This window comes from Pseudomonas maumuensis, from assembly GCF_019139675.1.
Classification (GTDB): Bacteria; Pseudomonadota; Gammaproteobacteria; order Pseudomonadales; family Pseudomonadaceae; genus Aquipseudomonas; species Aquipseudomonas maumuensis.
This window is the reverse complement of record NZ_CP077077.1, coordinates 5,467,285-5,484,995: the sequence shown is the minus strand read 5'-3', so window position 1 is coordinate 5,484,995 and position 17,711 is coordinate 5,467,285. Positions and strand designations below refer to the sequence as shown.

Here is a 17,711-nt window from a genome sequence, read left to right as displayed (position 1 = left end):
CGTTCAGCCCCGGCGACACTGGGTGAAAGCCGCGCATTATACCCATCGTGCCGGGCTTGCGGTGATGGCGCGGCGCCAGCTGTCGGTGGGGCGGCAGTGGCACGGCGGGAAAAATCTGCTAACAATGCACACGGCACGCGCGGCAATGGCTACGCCATAATGCGCGGCGATATCAGAGGAGACATTCATGACCAGCACCGCAAACGCCGTAGAAGGCGACAAGATTCTCATCGTCGACGACGATCCGGGCCTGAGCAGCCTGCTGGACCGCTTCTTCACCAGCAAGGGCTTCCGTGTGCGCACCGTGCCCAACGTCGAACAGATGGATCGCCTGCTGGCCCGTGAAGTGTTCAACATGGTGGTGCTCGATCTGATGCTACCCGGCGAGGACGGCTTGTCCGCTTGCAAACGCCTGCGCGCCTCGAACAATCAGATCCCGATCATCATGCTCACCGCCAAGGGCGATGAGCTCAGCCGTATCAAGGGCCTGGAGCTGGGCGCCGACGATTACCTGGCCAAACCGTTCAATCCCGACGAATTGGTGGCTCGAGTCAAGGCCGTGCTGCGCCGCCAGGCCCCGTCCGTACCGGGTGCGCCGGGCAGCGAGGAAGAGACCGTCACTTTTGGCGACTACGAATTGTCGCTGGCCACCCGCGAGCTCAAGCGTGGCGACGAGACGCACATGCTCACCACCGGCGAGTTCGCCGTGCTCAAGGCCCTGGTGATGCACGCTCGCGAGCCGCTGACCCGCGACAAGCTGATGAACCTGGCCCGTGGTCGCGAGTGGGATGCCCTCGAGCGCTCCATCGATGTGCAGATTTCGCGCCTGCGCCGGATGATCGAGCCCGATCCTTCCAAACCACGTTACATCCAGACCGTATGGGGTGTGGGCTACGTCTTCGTGCCGGACGGAAACGCCGGCAAATGAGCCTGCCGGCTCGTCAGGAGGCAGCAGGGCGACCCAAGTGGGTCGCCCTGTTTTCGTCTATGGCGACCGGCCTTTTCAGCACAGTAGTTGATCGATGAAAACGCCTCTCTGGTTCCCGCAAAGCTTCTTCGCCCGCACCCTCTGGCTGGTGCTGATCGTCGTGCTGTTCTCCAAGGCACTGACGCTTGTGTACCTGCTGATGAACGAGGATGTGCTGGTCGACCGCCAGTACAGCCACGGTGTGGCCCTGACGCTGCGCGCCTACTGGGCGGCGGATGAAGAGAACCGCGACCAGATTGCCGAGGCCGCCGGCCTGATCCGTGTGACCGGCGCCGGCGTGCCGGAGGGCGAGCAGCACTGGCCCTACAGCGAGATCTACCAGCGCCAGATGCAGGCTGAGCTGGGGGAGGATACCGAAGTGCGGTTGCGTATCCACGCGCCGCCCGCGTTATGGGTGAACGCCCCAAGCCTGGGCCCGGGCTGGCTCAAGGTGCCGCTGTATCCGCATCCGCTGCGCGGGCAGAAGATCTGGAACGTGCTTGGTTGGTTCCTGGCCATCGGCTTGTTGTCCACGGCTTCGGCCTGGATCTTCGTGCGCCAGCTCAACCAGCCGCTCAAGCGCCTGGTGTTCGCCGCCCGCCAGCTGGGCCAGGGGCGCAGTGTGCGTTTGCCGATCAGCGACACCCCCAGCGAAATGACCGAAGTGTACCGGGCGTTCAACCAGATGGCCGAGGATGTCGAGCAGGCCGGGCGCGAGCGCGAGCTGATGCTGGCGGGCGTTTCCCACGACCTGCGCACGCCGCTGACCCGGTTGCGCCTGTCGTTGTCGCTGATGGGCAACGAAAGCGACCTCAGCGAGGACATGGTCCGCGATATCGAAGACATGGACGCGATCCTCGACCAGTTCCTGGCGTTCATCCGTGACGGGCGTGACGAGCCGGTGGAAGAGGTCGACCTGAACGATCTGATCTACGAAGTGGTGGCGCCCTACAACCAGCATGAGGAACAGGTGCGCCTGTGTCTCGAGCCCATTCCGCCATTCCCTCTGCGCCGTGTCTCGCTCAAGCGCATGCTCGGCAACCTGATCGGCAACGCCCTGCATCACGCCGGCAAGGGGGTTGAGGTGGCGGCCTATGTGTCGGGTGACCAGAGCGCGCCTTATGTGGTGCTCAGCGTGCTGGATCGGGGGGCGGGGATCGACGAGTCGGAGCTGGAGACCATCTTCAACCCGTTCATCCGTGGCGACCGGGCGCGGGGCGGCAAGGGCACCGGGCTGGGGTTGGCGATCGTCAAACGGATCGCCGCGCAGCATGGCGGCAATGTTGAATTGCGCAACCGCTCCGGTGGCGGGATCGAGGCGCGGGTGCGGTTGCCGTTGGGTTTGTTGCTGCCGCGTAACGCTGTGTGAAATCAATCGCGGGGCAAGTCGCCCCGCGATGCGGTTAACCCTTGCCCTTGGTCCGGGTCTGGTTCGGCCCGCTGTTCTTCTCCAGGTGCTCGATGATCATCCCGGCCACGTCCTTGCCGGTAGTCACCTCGATCCCCTCCAGGCCCGGCGACGAGTTCACTTCCATCACCAGTGGCCCATGATTCGAACGCAGGATATCCACACCCGCCACGCTCAATCCCATTACCTTGGCTGCGCGAATCGCGGTCATGCGCTCTTCGGGGGTGATCTTGATCAAGCTGGCCACGCCCCCGCGATGCAGGTTGGAGCGGAACTCGCCCGGCTTGGCCTGGCGCTTCATCGAGGCGATCACCTTGTCGCCGACCACGAAGCAGCGGATATCGGCGCCACCGGCCTCCTTGATGTACTCCTGGACCATGATGTTTTGCTTCAGGCCCATGAACGCCTCGATCACCGACTCGGCGGCCTTGGTGGTCTCGCACAGCACCACGCCGATGCCCTGGGTACCTTCCAGTACCTTGATCACCAGCGGCGCGCCGTTGACCATCTGGATCAGGTCGGGGATGTCGTCCGGCGAGTGGGCGAAGCCGGTGACCGGCAGGCCGATACCGCGCCGCGACAGCAACTGCAGCGAGCGCAGCTTGTCCCGCGAGCGGGCGATGGCCACCGATTCGTTGAGCGGGTAGACGCCCATCATCTCGAACTGGCGCAGCACCGCGCAGCCATAGAAGGTAACCGACGCGCCAATGCGTGGGATCACTGCATCGAAGCCTTCCAATGGTTTGCCGCGGTAGTGGATCTGCGGCTTGTGGCTGGCAATGTTCATGTAGGCCCGGAGCGTGTCGATCACCACCACTTCATGGCCCCGCTGGATGCCGGCCTCGACCAGGCGGCGGGTGGAATACAGACGCGGATTGCGCGACAGCACAGCGATCTTCATGCAGCACCTGTGACAGGGGAAAGGGTGGCCGTGAAGGCCGGTTTGTCCTGAACGTACTTGAGGCCGGGGTTGACCACCAGTTGGCCGTGGATAAGCGCCTTGGACCCGAGTAGCAGCCGATAGCGCATGCTCTTGCGGCAGGCCAGGGTGAATTCGACCTCCCAGACCCGGTCTCCGAGCGCCAGGGGCGTACGGATCACATAGCGGGTCTGGGCATGGCCGTTGGAACTCTTGATCGTCTTCATGGTGACCATTGGCGCTTCGCAGCGCCGATGGCGCAGTTGCACCACCGAACCCAGGTGGGCGGTGAAGCGTACCCATTGCTGGCCATCGCGTTCGAATGGTTCGACCTCCGTGGCGTGCAGGCTGGAGGTGCTGGCGCCGGTGTCGATTTTGGCGCGCAGGCCAGCAACGCCGAGGCCGGGCAGGGCGACCCACTCGCGCAGGCCGATCACAGTCAGGTGGTCAAAAGTCTTCACTAAGCGCGCCCTGTGGATAAGGAGGTGAACTGTAATGACGGCACGGACTTTTTGCATCTGTCAGTCACGGTAGTACAGTTCCGTGAAAGACAGAATTCGAGGAAAAACCATGGCACAAAAGCCTGAAGACGACGACAAGGTACGCCTGGACAAGTGGCTATGGGCGGCGCGCTTCTACAAGACCCGCGCATTGGCCAAGGCGGCCATCGAAAGCGGCAAGGTGCATTGCCGGGGCGAGCGCTGCAAACCCGGCAAGGAACCACGGGTGGGTGAGGAGTTCGTGCTGCGCACCGGCTTCGACGAGCGCACTGTGGTGGTCAGGGCGTTGTCGGTGGTGCGCCGTGGTGCGCCCGAGGCACAGACCTTGTATGAGGAAACCGCCGAGAGTGTGAAGCGCCGCGAGCAAGCTGCCGAGCTGCGCAAGGCGGGTGCGCTGGGCATGACCACCGATGGGCGGCCGAACAAGAAGCAGCGTCGGCAGATTCACCAGTTGCACGGCAGTTTCGAGTGACGGGGCCGCATAGCGGCCCCCGAGAACGATCAGGCGGCGCGAACCACGCTCATCCGCCCGATCAACGGTAACTTGCCCAGCAGGTCGAACAGCGGCGTCGTCCAGCGCAGCAACGCTGCGCTGCCTTTTGCAGCCAGCGGTGTGTAGCAGCTCCAGCCCAACGCCAGTACCGCCATCAGCAAACCACCGATGTAGTCATCCTGTCCCCAGTGGGCACCGGCAACCAGGCGCGGCAGCATGAATAGCAGCGCCAGCCCCCACACCAGCAGGTACTGCAGCGGGCGACGGCTGAACAGGCTCATGAATAGTGCCCAGACCAGCAACACCGAGGCGTGATCCCCCGGGAAACTCTTGCTCGAGCGGTCCTTCAGCTCCCAGGCTGCCTCGAGGTTCGGGTAGTAGTCACTTAGATGCACCACGTCGTCGAACATCATCGACGGGCTCTTGTGTTGCCACCCGGCTGCATCCACCCACTTGGAAAACAGCGCGCGAATCACCACTAAGAGGAGTAGCGTGACCAGAAAGCCGAAAAAGGCCTGGCGGACCTGGGCTGCCTTGAACACCCAGTCGCCACGGATAAGCACTGCCAGAAGGATCAGGCCGACGACGATGTCGAACGGGCGCAGGCTGCCAACTGTCCAGATGTAGCGCCAGGTGGTGTTGTCGGCCAGCGGCGCATTGAGGCTGTGGAACAGCCACTCGTCGAATGTCAGGCAAAGGATCTGGCCAACGGGCCACAACCAGAAACACAGTAGTGCGATGGGTAGCAGGGTGCAGGCTGCCAAAGGTCCCCAGGACCACCTTGCTTGGAACAGCGGTCGATTGTCCATAAAATACCTCGATATCCAGCAGGAAGTGAGCGCCTTGTGAGCGCTCTGCGACGGACCTTTCGGTCTCCTGTAATTATTTTGTAATCATTTTTAGAAAGCCAGACAACCATGAGCGACTTGCCAGATACCGATTTCACTCAACGCTTCCTGTTCGACGACCGCGACGTGCGCGGCGAGATGGTCGCGTTGGAACGCAGCTACGCCGAGGTGCTGGCCAAGCACGACTACCCGCAGCCGGTAAAGCATCTGCTCGGTGAACTGATGGCCGCCGCCGCGCTGCTGGTCGGCACCCTGAAGTTCGATGGGTTGCTGGTGCTCCAGGCGCAGTCCCAGGGCCCGGTTCCGCTGCTAGCCATCGAGTACACCAGCGAGCACGACATCCGTGGCCTGGCGCGCTACGAGGCCGAGCAGATCAAGGCGGATGCCAGCCTTGCCGATCTGATGCCGGGCGGTCATCTGGTGCTGACCATCATTCCGGTCAACGGCCAGCGTTACCAGGGCACCGTCGAGCTGGACGGCAAGGACCTGTCGGAGTGCTTCACCAACTACTTCGTCATGTCGCAGCAGGTGAACACCTGCATCTCCCTGACCGCCGATGGCACCCGCGCCCGTGGCCTGCTGGTGCAGCAGCTGCCGGCCGAGATCCACAAGGACAGCGAGGAGCGCGAGGAAAGCTGGGCCCACGTCAAGGCCCTGGCCAACACCGTGAAGATCGAGGAACTGCTCGGCCTGGACAACGAAACCGTGCTGCACCGCCTGTACCACGAGGACGCGGTTCGCCTGTTCGATATCCAGCCGCTACGCTTCCGCTGCAGCTGCTCGCGCGAGCGTTCCGGCAACGCTCTGGTCAGCCTCGGTGAGCCGGATGCCAAGGCGCTGGTGGCCGAATGCGGCGGTCAGGTCGAGATCGATTGCCAGTTCTGCAACGAGCGCTATGTGTTCGACGCGAGCGATGTTGCGCAATTGTTTGCTGGCGGTGGTACCGAGGCGCCGTCAGAAACTCAGCACTGAAACGGTTCACTACAGGAAATACTCCTGTCGAATTGCGCAAAAGCGCAGTTCTGACAGGAGGGGCCTACTTTTTTTGGGCGTTTCTGGCATAATCCGGCCACTTTTTTCGCTGTAGTAGTTTTTTCGAGACAACTACAAAACGTTTGGAGCACTCGGCCTCGGGCCGGATGGGGTATCTCATGACGCAAGCCAACAACACCGTGTACACCGACCTGAGCGTCGATGAGCTGGTAAAAGAAGCGCTGTCCCGCGGTGAAGGCGTGCTGGCCGATACTGGCGCGCTGGTGGTGGAAACCGGTCACCGCACCGGCCGTTCGCCGGCTGACCGTTTCATCGTCGAAGAACCTTCCACCCAGGACCAGATTGGCTGGGGCCCGATCAACCGCAAGTTCCCGGCCGACAAGTTCGATGCCCTGTGGGACCGTGTCGAGGCGTTCAACAACGCCCAGGATCACTTCGTTTCCTACGTTCACGTAGGCGCTGCCGCCGAGCACTACCTGCCGGTCAAGATGACCACCCAGACCGCCTGGCAGAACCTGTTCGGCCGTTGCCTGTTCATCAACCCGGCCCAATACAACCCGGCTGGCCGCGATGAATGGCAGGTTCTCAACGTCGCCAACTTCGAGTGCGTGCCAGAGCGTGACGGCACCAATTCCGACGGCTGCGTGATCATCAACTTCGCCCAGAAGAAAGTGCTGATCGCCGGCATGCGTTACGCCGGTGAAATGAAGAAAGCCATGTTCTCGGTGCAGAACTTCCTGCTGCCGGCCGCCGATGTGCTGCCGATGCACTGCGCCGCCAACATCGGCGAAGCGGGTGACGTCACCCTGTTCTTCGGCCTGTCCGGTACCGGCAAGACCACCCTGTCGGCCGACGAAAGCCGCTACCTGATCGGTGACGACGAGCACGGTTGGGGCGAAGGCGTTGTCTTCAACATCGAAGGCGGTTGCTATGCCAAGTGCATCGACCTGTCCGAGAAGAACGAGCCGGTTATCTGGAAAGCCATCAAGCACGGCGCAGTGCTGGAAAACGTCGTCATCGACGACGCCAAGCACGCCGACTACGCCGACGTGAGCCTGACCCAGAACAGCCGTGCAGCCTACCCGCTGACCCACGTAGCCAAGGTCTCCGAGAAGAACCTGGGCGGCGAGCCGAACGCGGTCATCTTCCTGACCTGCGACCTGACCGGCGTGCTGCCGCCAGTGTCGATCCTGAACAACGAGCAGGCGGCCTACCACTTCCTGTCCGGCTACACCGCGCTGGTCGGTTCCACCGAAATGGGTTCGGGCAGCGGCATCAAGTCGACCTTCTCCACCTGCTTCGGCGCACCGTTCTTCCCGCGCCCAGCCGGCGTCTACGCCGAGCTGCTGATCAAGCGCATCAAGGCGTTCGGTTCCAAGGTCTACCTGGTCAACACTGGCTGGACCGGTGGTGGCTATGGCGTTGGCAAGCGCTTCAGCATCCCGACTACCCGTGGCGTGATCGCCGCCATCCAGAGCGGCGCGCTGGTCGGTGCCGAGACCGAGCACCTGGACATCATCAACCTGGACGTGCCGAAGGCCGTTCCGGGCGTCGAGACCGAACTGCTCAACCCGCGCAACACCTGGGCTGACAAGGCTGCCTACGACGAAGCTGCCAAGGGCTTGGCCACGCTGTTCACCGAGAACTTCAAGAAGTTCGACGTTTCCGACGCCATCAAGGCCGCTGGTCCGCAGCTGTAAGCTGCTGCCGGTTCGGAAAGGAAGCCGCCCCTCGGGGCGGCTTTTTCGTGGTTGAAATCATGGCCATTCCTTTCAAGGTGTTCGGCGTCAGATCTGTGGTATCTGTGAGACCGAGCGCCGCCCGCGCGGCGCATCGCGGATGAATCCGCTCCTACATTTTTTGCAACGTGGCCATGCCTGATAAGCCATGGTTGTGAGCCTTGTGCGCTCGACGCGATTTTTCGGGGGCATTGCCGCCGCCTCACCTGCCTTGGGCCTTGCGCCAAGGCTGGCAACCATGGCCAGACAGGTTCGGTACGTTGCAACGAATGTAGGAGCGGATTCATCCGCGATGCGCCGCGCGGGCGGCGCTCGATCTGATAGGCGCTACAGCCAAATCGTCGAACACCTCGGCCTGGCCTTCAAGGCGCATCAGCGGTTTTTGGCTCTCAGCTCGGCTCGGCGGGCGGCAAAGAACTTCTCGACCTCTTCGTCATCCAGCGCAGGTGATGAATCGCGACGGCTTGCTTCGACCTGTTCGCTGAACCAGGCGTCGTAGGCCGCCGCCTCATGGGCCCTTTTAAGTGCCTTGGCGCGATCCGGCCGCTGATAGGTGGTGGTCTGTCGCGCATCCCATATCGAGCTATCGACTTCGAAATGGTCGATACCCAGGTCATGCAGGTAGCTGACCAGCGTCTCTAGCTTCTTGAACAGCCGCACGTTGCCGCTACGCTGAGCGGTGAGTACGTGCTCCTGATCGTCGACATCCACCTGAACAGCCCAGCCTCCGGGTTGCCCAACGATGTGGGTGGCGTTGATTCGACGGCTTTCAGCCAGGCAACTGAGGTTGGCATGATCCACTTGCAGGGTCGGCACGGGGGTATGTCTCGGTTTCATGGGACGCGTACTATCTTATGCAATCTATTGTTGATTGCGACTATAGGCGTCCCCAAGCCTATGTGGGAAGCTTCGCTGACATGCAAAGGAAATAAGGTTGTTCTCATGACAGAATCCCCTCAACGCTCCGCCTTCTCCCATTTCCACCCCATCCTCACCCGTCCTCAGGACAATGACCACAACGGCCACCTCGCTGGCTCTACCGTGCATGCCTGCTTCGAAACCGCGATCCAGGCCTTCCTGGTCGAACAGGCCGAGCTGGACCTGCGTGACGGTGAACTGGCCGGTTTCGTCGTGAGTTCGGCGGCAGACTTCTTCGCCTTGCCTGGCTTTCCCGACGTGCTTGAGGTGGGCCTGGGGGTGACCCGTCTGGCGGGCAGCACCGTTGAGTTCCGCCTGGCGCTGTTCCGCCCGGGCGAGGCCGAGGCCTGTGCGGCGGGCAGCGTGGTGAAGGTGTTCATCGAGCGTGCGTCAGGCCGCCCGGCGGCACTGCCGGAAACACTGCAACTGATCCTCGCCGGGCTGTCGCTCAATCGTTGAGGCGAATGATCCCTTCGCGCACGGCGAACAGCACCAGGCCGGGCACGTCGTGGATCTGCAGACGGTGCATGATCTGCGAGCGGTGTGCCTCGACCGTCTTGATGCTCAACCCCAGGCCGTCGGCGATGGAGCGGGTGGTCTCGCCGCGGGCGATCAGGCGCAGGATCTCCAGCTGGCGGGTGGTCAGGGGCGGCGGCTGGACCTGATTGGCAACGCGCTTGCGGCTGTGCTTGAGCGCCTGGCCGATGACCATCGGCAGCACCGCCGACGACAGATACTGGCCACCGCCGCGCAGGGTCTGCAGGGCCTGCTCCAGCTCGGTTACCGTGGCGTTCTTGAGCAGGAAACCATGGGCGCCGAGCTGCAGGCAGCTCATCACATGCTCGAGTTCCGAGCGCGGCGAGAACATCAGCACTCGGCTGGCAGGGGCGCGGATGAACAGCTCCTGCAGGGCTTGCTGGCTGTCCAGTTCGCCGCTCATGTCGAGCACCACGATGTCCGGCTTGAGTTTTTCGGCCAGGCTCACGGCACTCATGGCATCGCCGGTGTCGCCCACCACGACGAAGTCTTTCTTCTGCTCGAGCAAGGCACGCAGGCCGGCGCGGAAGAGGGGCGAGTGATCGGCAAGCAGGATTCGGCAGGGCATGGAAAAGGGCCTGTTTCGCAAGGGAAGGGGGGCGGCAGGCTTGCTCGATCCGAAAGCGCACTGCCGCGCAACTGCGCGATCAGTCCTTGTCTGCCGATGGGCGCGGCAGTGCCTCTTATCATAGGCGTTCGAACACCGATGGCAGTAGGGGGCGCAGGGGTAGGCCCAGCGCATGGACGCTTTCGCTGTGGCCGATGATCAGCAGGCCGCCGGGGCGCAGGTGTGCCAAAAGGTGCTGGAGGACTTCGCTTTTGTAGCGGGGCGCCAGGCTCGACAACAGGTTGCGCAACAGGATGACGTCGAAACTGCCGAGATGCGCAGGCAGGGGCCGGATGAGGTTGATCGCCTCGAAGCGTACCTGCTTGCGCAGGGCCGGTGCCACGGATAGTCGTCCGGCCGTCGCGCCGACGCCGCACAGGCAGTGACGGGCCAGCCAGCCTTCGGGAAAGTAGCGCGCCTGGGCGATGTCGTAGATGCCGGCGCCTGCGCATTCCAGCAGTTGTGGGTCGAAGTCGCTGGCCAACACCTGCCAGCCAGGGTGATGGGCATGTTCGGCGGCGACCATGGCCAGGCTCCAGGCTTCTTCGCCGGTGGCGCAGGCTGCGCTCCACAGGCGAGCGGGGTGGTCGAGCTCGGCCAGCCAACGGGCCAGGCATTCGAAATGGCGATGCTCGCGAAAGAAGTAGCTGTCGCGGGCAACCAGCAAGCGGAGCAGGTTGTCGTGCTCATCCTGGCCCTCGGCACTCTCGAGCAAGGCGAGGTAATGCTCGAAATCCACCAGGCCCAAGGTCTTGAGTCGCTTGTGCAGGCGCGCCGCGACGACGGCCCGGCGGTCATCGGCCAGTTGCACGCCGGTAGCCTGCATCACCCGTTGGCGTATCGACGCAAAGTTGGCTTCGCTGAGCAGTGGCGGGCGGCGGCTGGGCATCCTTCAGCCTCTCCTGGCCCGGGGCAGACAGATGAGATCGGTGAAGGTCGCGCGCATTCCCTGCGTCCTGTGCGTGGTCGAAACTGCGATGATAGCTAGTGGCTAGTGGCCTCCATATCGGGGTGGCCCTTAATCCCCTGGCGGGTCCGCAAACGAAAAGGCCCTGCCGGTGGGGGCAGGGCCTTAGGCGTCAGGCGTACGCCTGGCGATCAGTCGCGCCAGTGACGCTTGTGCTTGCGGTGGCCGTAGTGGTGGCCGCGATCGTAGTGGCGGCGGTCATCGTAGTCACGACGGTAGCGGCGCGACTCATGGCGCTCGTCTTCGTCGGCCTTGTTGCCCATGTAGTTACCCAGAGCGCCACCAGCGCCACCGCCGGCCGCCGCACCGATGTAGCTACCGGTGGTGCCGCCCATCGAGCGACCGACCACGTTGCCGCCGGCCGCGCCAAGCGCGCCACCGATGGCCGCCTCGCCGCGCTGGCGCTTGTCGGCACCCAGGGCACCGCCGGCCGCGCCGCCCAGGCCGGCACCTATGGCGCCGCCGGTGCTACCACCGATGGAGTTGCCCACCACGGAGCCCAGTACCCCACCCAATGCGCCGCCAATGCCGGCCTCGGTGGTGCCGCCTGCCATGGCAACGCCGCTGAGCAGACCGAAAGACAACAACAGAATCGAGGAGTACTTCTTCATCAAGAGAGCCTCAGAGGGATGACGAAGCGGAATTTGAGGCTCGGCGAAGCGGCTGGCAATCGGAATCCGACGAGTAGCACGAGTTGTACACAATTCTCTAAGTTATTGAATTATGTATGAAACTTTCTCGATTTTTGCTTGTCTGAGGTACTTATGACAAAGCCCTGAACCGTTGCGGAACAGGGCTTTTTTGTGGGTGGCGTTCAGCTTTGCCGGGCGCGAGTCAGATGATGCGCCCGTCGTCCCGCGCGCGCTCCAGCTTGATGGCGATGAACTTCGACGTCGGCGTGTGGCTGCCGTCACCGATGCTCTCCAGCGGCACCAGCGGGTTCACCTCCGGGTAGTAGGCCGCCGCCTGGCCGGCGGGGATGTCGAACGCCAGCAGGGTGAAGCCATGCACCCGGCGCACATGCTCATCGCCCCAGAGCGACACGATGTCGACCTTTTGCCCCGGCTGGAAGCCCAGGCGGACGATATCGGCTTCGTTGGCGAACAGTATGTCGCGCTGGCCGCGCACGCCGCGGTAGCGATCGTCCATGCCGTAGATGGTGGTGTTGTACTGATCGTGCGAGCGCATCGACTGCATGATCAGGTCCGGTAGCTGGCCGCTGGCGCGCACGCGCTCGTCGAGCAGGCTGTCCGGTAGGAGATTGGCCTTGAAGTTGGCGCGGCCGCTGGCGGTCTTCCACTGGCGGCTGCCGGCGCTGTTGCCCAGGTAGAAGCCGCCGGGCAGGCGCAGACGCTCGTTGAAGTCGGCGAAGCCCGGGATGGTGTCGGCGATCAGATCGCGGATGCGGTCGTAGTCGGCCACCAGCCAGTGCCAGTCCACCGGCTGCTTGCCCAGGGTGGCGGCGGCGATGCCGGCAACCACCGCTGGCTCCGAGCGCATCTGCCTGGACAGCGGCTTGAGCTGGCCGTTGGAGGCGTGGACCATGCTGAACGAGTCCTCCACCGTCACTGCCTGCGGGCCTTCGCCCTGCAGGTCGATATCGGTGCGGCCCAGGCACGGCAGGATCAACGCCTGTTTGCCGTGAATCAGGTGGCTGCGGTTGAGCTTGGTGCTGATATGCACGGTCAACTCGCAGTTGCGCAGCGCCTGGGCGGTGCGCTCAGTGTCCGGCGTGGCCTGGGCGAAGTTGCCGCCCAAGCCGATGAACACCTTGGCCCGGCCTTCCAGCATGGCGTGGATGGCCTCGACGGTGTTGTGACCGTTGTGGCGTGGTACTGGGAAGCCGAAGCGTTTTTCGATGGCATCGAGCAGGAACACCGGTGGGCGTTCGTTGATGCCCATGGTGCGGTCGCCCTGCACGTTACTGTGGCCGCGTACCGGGCACAGGCCGGCGCCAGGGGCCCCGAGGTTGCCGCGCAGCAGCATCAGGTTGACGATTTCCTGGATGGTCGGCACCGAATGGCGGTGCTGGGTGATGCCCATGGCCCAGCACATGATCACCCGCTTGCCTTTGCAGTACATGCGTGCCGACAGCTCGATATCGGCCAGGGTCAGTCCGGACTGTGCCTCGATCTGTTCCCATGGCGTGGCGTCGACCACCGCCAGGTATTCGTCCACGCCATGGCCGTGTTCGGCGATGAACGCATGATCGAAGATCGCCGGCGCGCCGCTGGCCTGGGCCTCACGCTCCCATTGCAGCAGGAACTTGGCCATGCCGCGCAGCAGCGCCATGTCGCCGCCCAGCGCCGGGCGGAAGAATGCGGTGTTGGTCGGGCGGTCGCTGTTGGTCAGCATCTCCAGCGGGTTCTGCGGGTGCTGGAAGCGCTCCAGGCCACGCTCCTTGAGCGGGTTGACGCACACCACCTGGGCGCCGCGTTTCACCGCGTCACGCAGCGGGTCGAGCATGCGCGGGTGGTTGGTGCCGGGGTTCTGGCCCCAGACGAAGATCGTGTCGGCGTGCTCGAAGTCGTCGTAGGTGACCGTGCCCTTGCCCACGCCGACGCTCTGGCCCAGGGCCACGCCACTGGCCTCATGGCACATGTTCGAGCAGTCGGGGAAATTGTTGGTGCCGTAGGCGCGCACGAACAGCTGATAGAGATAGGCCGCCTCGTTGCTGGCCCGGCCGGAGGTGTAGAACTCCGCCTGGTCAGGGCTGGACAAGTTGTTCAAATGCCGGGCGATCAGGGCGAAGGCGGCGTCCCAGTCGATCGGTTGGTAGCGGTCGGTGGTCGGGTCATAGACCATCGGCTCGGTCAGCCGGCCCTGATACTCGAGCCAATAGTCGCTCTGTCCGAGCAGCGCGCTGACGCTGTAGCGGGCGAAGAACGCGGCGTCCACCCGGCGCTTGGTGGCTTCCCAGTTGACCGCCTTGGCGCCGTTCTCGCAGAACTTGACCATGCCGCTCTCGGGCGAGTCGCCCCAGGCGCAGCCGGGGCAGTCGAAACCGCCGTTCTGGTTGGTCTTGAGCAGGGCGCGAATGTTTTTCAGGGCATTGTCGCTGCCCACCCAGGCCTTGGCCACGCTGCGCAGCGCGCCCCAGCCGCCGGCAGGGCCGGGGTAGGGTTTGTAGCGAGGGGTGGAGGCGGGGGCGTTGTCTGGCAGTTTTTCGTAGGAGGTCACGGCTGTTACTACTCCGCCGCTGGGCTGAACACCCGCGGTGCGCTGTGTTTGGGCAGATGAATGAGGTTGAGGTTGTGCTTGCGCGCCCATTGCAGGGCCAGGCCGGTGGGCGCGGAGAGGCTGACCAAGGTTTGGATGCCGGCACGCAGGACTTTCTGGATCAGCTCCAGGCTGCAGCGGCTGGTGACGATGGCCAGCCCCCCTTGGGTCTCGATGCGCTGGCGCAGCAGGGCGCCGATCAGCTTGTCCAGGGCGTTGTGCCGGCCAATGTCCTCGCGGCCCAGCAGCAGCTGGCCGTCGCGGTCCATGAACAACGCCGCATGTACCGCGCCGCAGTGCTGGCCGAGAGGCTGGAAGGCGTCGATGCGCTGGCGCAGGTCTTTCAGCCAGTGGGCGGGCGGCAGCGGCGCGCCGGGCAGCACGTCCAGTTCGGGCAGCGCCTGCTCCAATGCCTCGACGCCACACAGGCCGCAGCCGCTGGTGCCGGCCAGTTGGCGGCGCTGGTTCTTCAGGTTCCAGAAGGCGCGGCTGGAAATCTCCAGGTCGGCGTAGAGCGCCGAACCGCTGCCGGAGAGCTTCACGTCATAGATTTCTTCGGTACCGGCAACGATGCCGCTGCCGACGCTGAAACCGACGGCGAAGTCTTCCAGGTCGGTCGGGCTGACCAGCATTACCGCCTGGTTCAGGCCGTTGTAGACGATCGCCAACGCCACTTCCTCGGCCAGCGGGGTATTGTCGCGGGCGGCATCGGAAAGCTGGACGTAGTCGTAGGTATTGCTGGCGGCGGGCAGGGCCAGAGGCGTGGGCGCCGCGCAGACCGGTGGCTTGCTGTTCATCGGCTCGAATACCGGCTGGCAGTTTGACCCCACAAGCCTAGGCCCCTGTGCAGATGGCGTCTAATCGCTAGCGTCTATCCCGTGATAGAGCGCGTCGATTGGTCGCACCGGGGCGGGTTGGCCGATCCTGGCCTAGACTCCTGCTTCCACGGATTCACCATCAAAGGAGCGCCACATGAGCCTGTTCAGTTTCGTGAAGGAAGCCGGCGAGGAATTGATCGACCTGCTGACGCCGGGTAACGCCAATGCCGAGGAACAGTTGAAGAAACACGTCCAGGACGTTGGTCTGGGCAATCCGAACATCTCGGCCACTGTAGAGGGTGACAAGGTCATCCTCAAGGGCGAGGTGAGGAGCCAGGAAGAGAAGGAGAAGATCATCCTGGCTGCAGGCAACATCGCCGGTGTGGCCTCGGTGGATGACCAGATAACCGTTACCGGGCCGGTGGCCCAGGCGGCTCGGTTCGTCGAGGTCGAGAAGGGTGACACCTTGAGTGCTATATCCAAGCGTGTCTATGGCGACGCTAACAAGTACAACAAGATCTTTGAAGCGAACAAGCCGATGCTCAAACATCCGGACAAGATTTATCGGGGACAGGTGCTGCGTATTCCTGATTGAGTTTGTCGACGATCCCGCTTCCACGACGGAGCACTCATGGAAGCGGGCTTGTCCCGCGATAAGGCCTACAGCCCAGTCAACAAATCCCGATAATTCTCGACCGCCGCAAACTCTTGGGTATCCCGCAGCTCGGCCCGACTATCCGGCTGGCGTACAGCCAACAGGTATCCCACGCCAAACCGCCGAGCACTGCGCAGAATCGCCAAGGTGTCGTCGATGAACAGGCTGCGCGCCGGTTCAAAACCTATGTCCGCCTGCAGCGCATCCCAGAACTGCGGGCTCTCCTTCGGATAGCCATAGTCGTGCGAGCTGATCAGTCGTTCGAAGTACGGCTCCAGTTCCACCCGCTCCAGCTTCAGCGACAGCGAGTCGCGGTGCGCGTTGGTGATCATCACCACCCGCTTGCCAGCCTTGCGAATGGCGGCGAGGAAGGTATCGGCATCCGGCTTCAAGGCGATCAGGTCGGCAATCTCCAGCTTGAGCTCGCGGATCGGCAGGCGCAGTTCACGGCTCCAGAAGTCCAGGCAATACCAGTTGAGCGTGCCGGCATGCTGTTCGAACAAAGGGCGCAGCTCGAGCTCGGCCATGGCCCGGCTCACGCCATGCAGCTCGGCATAGCGCTGGGGCAGGTGCTCCAGCCAGAAGCGGTTGTCGTAATGCAGGTCGAGCAGGGTGCCGTCCATGTCCAGCAGGACGGTATCGATGGCGGACCAGGGAAGAACAGGCATGGGAAATTCTCGATCAGTCGGCAAGCCACGGTATAGTAACCCGTTCACGCCAAGGAGCCGCCCCATGCGCCAGAAACCCACCGTCCTCAGTCGCGAGATCGTCGCCAGCAGCCGCCTGTTCCGCGTCGAAGCCGTGCAGTTGCGCTTCTCCAACGGCACCGAGCGCACCTATGAGCGACTGGTCGGCCGTGGCAACGGCTATGGCGCGGTGATGATCGTGGCCATGCTCGACGCCGAGCACGCGGTGCTGGTCGAGGAGTATTGCGGCGGTACCGACGAGTACGAGCTGTCCCTGCCCAAGGGGCTGATCGAGCCGGGCGAGGACGTACTAGCCGCCGCCGACCGGGAGCTCAAGGAAGAGGCAGGCTTCGGCGCGCGTCAGCTCGAGCACCTGACCGAGCTGTCGCTGTCGCCCGGCTACATGAGCCAGAAGATCCAGGTGGTCCTGGCCAGCGACCTCTATGAAGAGCGTCTGGAAGGCGACGAACCCGAGCCGATGCGTGTCGACAAGGTCAACCTGCGCGAGCTCTCGGCCCTGGCTATGCACCCGCAGTTCAGCGAAGGTCGGGCGCTGGCGGCGTTGTACCTGGCCCGTGATCTGCTGATTCAGCGTGGGGTGCTGAGCGTATGAATGATCGGCAATTGATGCTCGACGTGGTGGCACTCGCTCGCTTGGCCGGCGAAGCGATCCTGCCGTTCTGGCGCGCCGATGTGGCGGTCACCAGCAAGGCCGACGATTCACCGGTAACCGCTGCCGACCTGGCGGCACATCGTGTTATCGTCGATGGCCTACGGGCCCTGGCACCGCAGATTCCGGTGCTGTCCGAGGAAGACTGCGAGATTCCGTTGACCATCCGCCAAGGCTGGCAGCGCTGGTGGCTGGTTGACCCGCTGGATGGCACTAAGGAGTTCATCGCCGGTAGCGAGGAGTTCACTGTCAACATCGCGATGGTCGAGAACGGCGAGGTGGTGTTCGGGGTAGTGGCGATGCCGACCAATGGATATTGTTATTTCGGTGGCTGTGCATTGGGTGCCTGGAAAGTGGAGCTCGATAAAGAGGCGCGGATGATCCAGGTGCGTAATGGACCTCCGCCAGATGGCTGCTTCACTGTCGTTGCTAGCCGCCGACATTCCAGCTTGGACCAGGATGCGCTTTTGGCTGGGCTCAGCAGTGTCGTGGGCGAGTTGGAGTTAGCTAGTATTGGCAGTTCGCTGAAATTCTGCATGCTAGCTGAGGGAAAGGCTGACTTCTACCCTCGCTTAGCACCTACCTGTCAATGGGATACTGCCGCCGCTCAGGGAGTATTAGAGGGGGCGGGAGGTACTGTTGTTAATATGCTAGGAGAGAGGTTGACGTACAGTCCTGTTGCTAATAATTTGAACCCTTATTTTCTAGCTTTTCCTCATGGTTTTGGTTGGGAGAGATTAATAAGAAGATGATTATGGAGATGTAGG

Annotated in this window: 19 protein-coding genes; 9 read left to right on the top strand and 10 right to left on the bottom strand. The window is 63.2% G+C overall.

The features are described from left to right. The first annotated feature begins 187 nt into the window (after positions 1-187). Entirely contained in the window at positions 188-928 is a 741-nt protein-coding gene (ompR, locus tag KSS90_RS24380; protein ID WP_217867600.1) for an osmolarity response regulator transcription factor OmpR, read from the top strand. A 94-nt stretch (positions 929-1,022) separates the two neighbouring features. After that, positions 1,023-2,336, top strand: a complete 1,314-nt coding sequence (locus tag KSS90_RS24375) for an ATP-binding protein (RefSeq protein WP_038707161.1) — start codon at positions 1,023-1,025, stop codon at positions 2,334-2,336. 34 nt (positions 2,337-2,370) lie between these two features. On the opposite strand, the gene rimK is transcribed toward KSS90_RS24375, so the two are convergent. Next, positions 2,371-3,276, bottom strand: a complete 906-nt coding sequence (rimK, locus tag KSS90_RS24370; protein ID WP_217867599.1) for a 30S ribosomal protein S6--L-glutamate ligase — start codon at positions 3,274-3,276, stop codon at positions 2,371-2,373. After that, the gene (gene rimB / locus KSS90_RS24365; RefSeq protein WP_225933110.1) at positions 3,273-3,755 is read right to left on the bottom strand and encodes a retropepsin-like aspartic endopeptidase RimB; all 483 of its coding nucleotides are present in this window, start codon (positions 3,753-3,755) and stop codon (positions 3,273-3,275) included. Before rimB ends, rimK begins: the two co-directional genes overlap by 4 nt. Before the next feature lie 109 nt (positions 3,756-3,864). On the opposite strand from rimB, the gene KSS90_RS24360 reads away from it, so the two are divergent. Beyond that, positions 3,865-4,266, top strand: a complete 402-nt coding sequence (locus tag KSS90_RS24360; RefSeq protein WP_217867598.1) for an RNA-binding S4 domain-containing protein — start codon at positions 3,865-3,867, stop codon at positions 4,264-4,266. 29 nt (positions 4,267-4,295) lie between these two features. On the opposite strand, the gene KSS90_RS24355 is transcribed toward KSS90_RS24360, so the two are convergent. Beyond that, positions 4,296-5,096, bottom strand: coding sequence for a phosphatase PAP2 family protein (locus KSS90_RS24355; protein WP_217867597.1), 801 nt, complete (start codon positions 5,094-5,096; stop codon positions 4,296-4,298). Positions 5,097-5,204: 108 nt separating this feature from the next. On the opposite strand from KSS90_RS24355, the gene hslO reads away from it, so the two are divergent. Both hslO and KSS90_RS24345 read left to right on the top strand, forming a co-directional pair. Next, on the top strand, positions 5,205-6,107 hold the full coding sequence (hslO, locus tag KSS90_RS24350) for an Hsp33 family molecular chaperone HslO (RefSeq protein WP_217867596.1): 903 nt from the start codon (positions 5,205-5,207) through the stop codon (positions 6,105-6,107). Between the two features lie 179 nt (positions 6,108-6,286). Further along, positions 6,287-7,828 carry a phosphoenolpyruvate carboxykinase gene (locus tag KSS90_RS24345; RefSeq protein WP_217867595.1) on the top strand — a complete coding sequence of 514 codons (1,542 nt, stop codon included), beginning with the start codon at positions 6,287-6,289 and terminating at the stop codon, positions 7,826-7,828. A 411-nt stretch (positions 7,829-8,239) separates the two neighbouring features. Here the strand turns inward: KSS90_RS24345 and KSS90_RS24340 are convergent, their stop codons facing one another. Further along, complete coding sequence (locus KSS90_RS24340) at positions 8,240-8,683, bottom strand: ParC-related protein (protein ID WP_217867594.1); 444 nt, start codon at positions 8,681-8,683, stop codon at positions 8,240-8,242. Positions 8,684-8,809: 126 nt separating this feature from the next. On the opposite strand from KSS90_RS24340, the gene KSS90_RS24335 reads away from it, so the two are divergent. Further along, positions 8,810-9,244: an acyl-CoA thioesterase gene (locus KSS90_RS24335; protein WP_217867593.1), complete on the top strand. Its 435-nt coding sequence runs from the start codon at positions 8,810-8,812 to the stop codon at positions 9,242-9,244. On the opposite strand, the gene KSS90_RS24330 is transcribed toward KSS90_RS24335, so the two are convergent. From KSS90_RS24330 to fdhD, 5 genes are all read right to left on the bottom strand, one after another. Then, a complete protein-coding gene (locus KSS90_RS24330; protein WP_046857507.1) occupies positions 9,234-9,890 on the bottom strand; it encodes a response regulator in 657 nt (218 codons plus the stop codon). The two genes, KSS90_RS24335 and KSS90_RS24330, sit on opposite strands and share 11 nt — an antisense overlap. A gap of 118 nt (positions 9,891-10,008) precedes the next feature. Beyond that, positions 10,009-10,818, bottom strand: coding sequence for a CheR family methyltransferase (locus KSS90_RS24325; protein WP_217867592.1), 810 nt, complete (start codon positions 10,816-10,818; stop codon positions 10,009-10,011). A gap of 209 nt (positions 10,819-11,027) precedes the next feature. Beyond that, a complete protein-coding gene (locus KSS90_RS24320; protein ID WP_217867591.1) occupies positions 11,028-11,507 on the bottom strand; it encodes a glycine zipper domain-containing protein in 480 nt (159 codons plus the stop codon). Positions 11,508-11,730: 223 nt separating this feature from the next. Beyond that, the gene (locus KSS90_RS24315) at positions 11,731-14,076 is read right to left on the bottom strand and encodes an FdhF/YdeP family oxidoreductase (protein WP_217867590.1); all 2,346 of its coding nucleotides are present in this window, start codon (positions 14,074-14,076) and stop codon (positions 11,731-11,733) included. Between the two features lie 8 nt (positions 14,077-14,084). Then, positions 14,085-14,912: a formate dehydrogenase accessory sulfurtransferase FdhD gene (gene fdhD, locus KSS90_RS24310; RefSeq protein ID WP_217867589.1), complete on the bottom strand. Its 828-nt coding sequence runs from the start codon at positions 14,910-14,912 to the stop codon at positions 14,085-14,087. Positions 14,913-15,087: 175 nt separating this feature from the next. Here fdhD and lysM point away from each other — a divergent pair, with 175 nt between their 5' ends. After that, a complete protein-coding gene (lysM, locus tag KSS90_RS24305) occupies positions 15,088-15,528 on the top strand; it encodes a peptidoglycan-binding protein LysM (protein WP_217867588.1) in 441 nt (146 codons plus the stop codon). 65 nt (positions 15,529-15,593) lie between these two features. On the opposite strand, the gene yrfG is transcribed toward lysM, so the two are convergent. Beyond that, the gene (yrfG, locus tag KSS90_RS24300) at positions 15,594-16,256 is read right to left on the bottom strand and encodes a GMP/IMP nucleotidase (protein ID WP_217867587.1); all 663 of its coding nucleotides are present in this window, start codon (positions 16,254-16,256) and stop codon (positions 15,594-15,596) included. A 64-nt stretch (positions 16,257-16,320) separates the two neighbouring features. On the opposite strand from yrfG, the gene nudE reads away from it, so the two are divergent. Continuing rightward, positions 16,321-16,887 (top strand): ADP compounds hydrolase NudE, encoded by a 567-nt coding sequence (gene nudE, locus KSS90_RS24295; RefSeq protein ID WP_153785640.1) that lies wholly within the window; start codon positions 16,321-16,323, stop codon positions 16,885-16,887. Continuing rightward, positions 16,884-17,696, top strand: a complete 813-nt coding sequence (cysQ, locus tag KSS90_RS24290) for a 3'(2'),5'-bisphosphate nucleotidase CysQ (protein ID WP_217867586.1) — start codon at positions 16,884-16,886, stop codon at positions 17,694-17,696. The genes nudE and cysQ overlap by 4 nt, the downstream gene beginning before the upstream one ends. Positions 17,697-17,711: the final 15 nt, after the last annotated feature.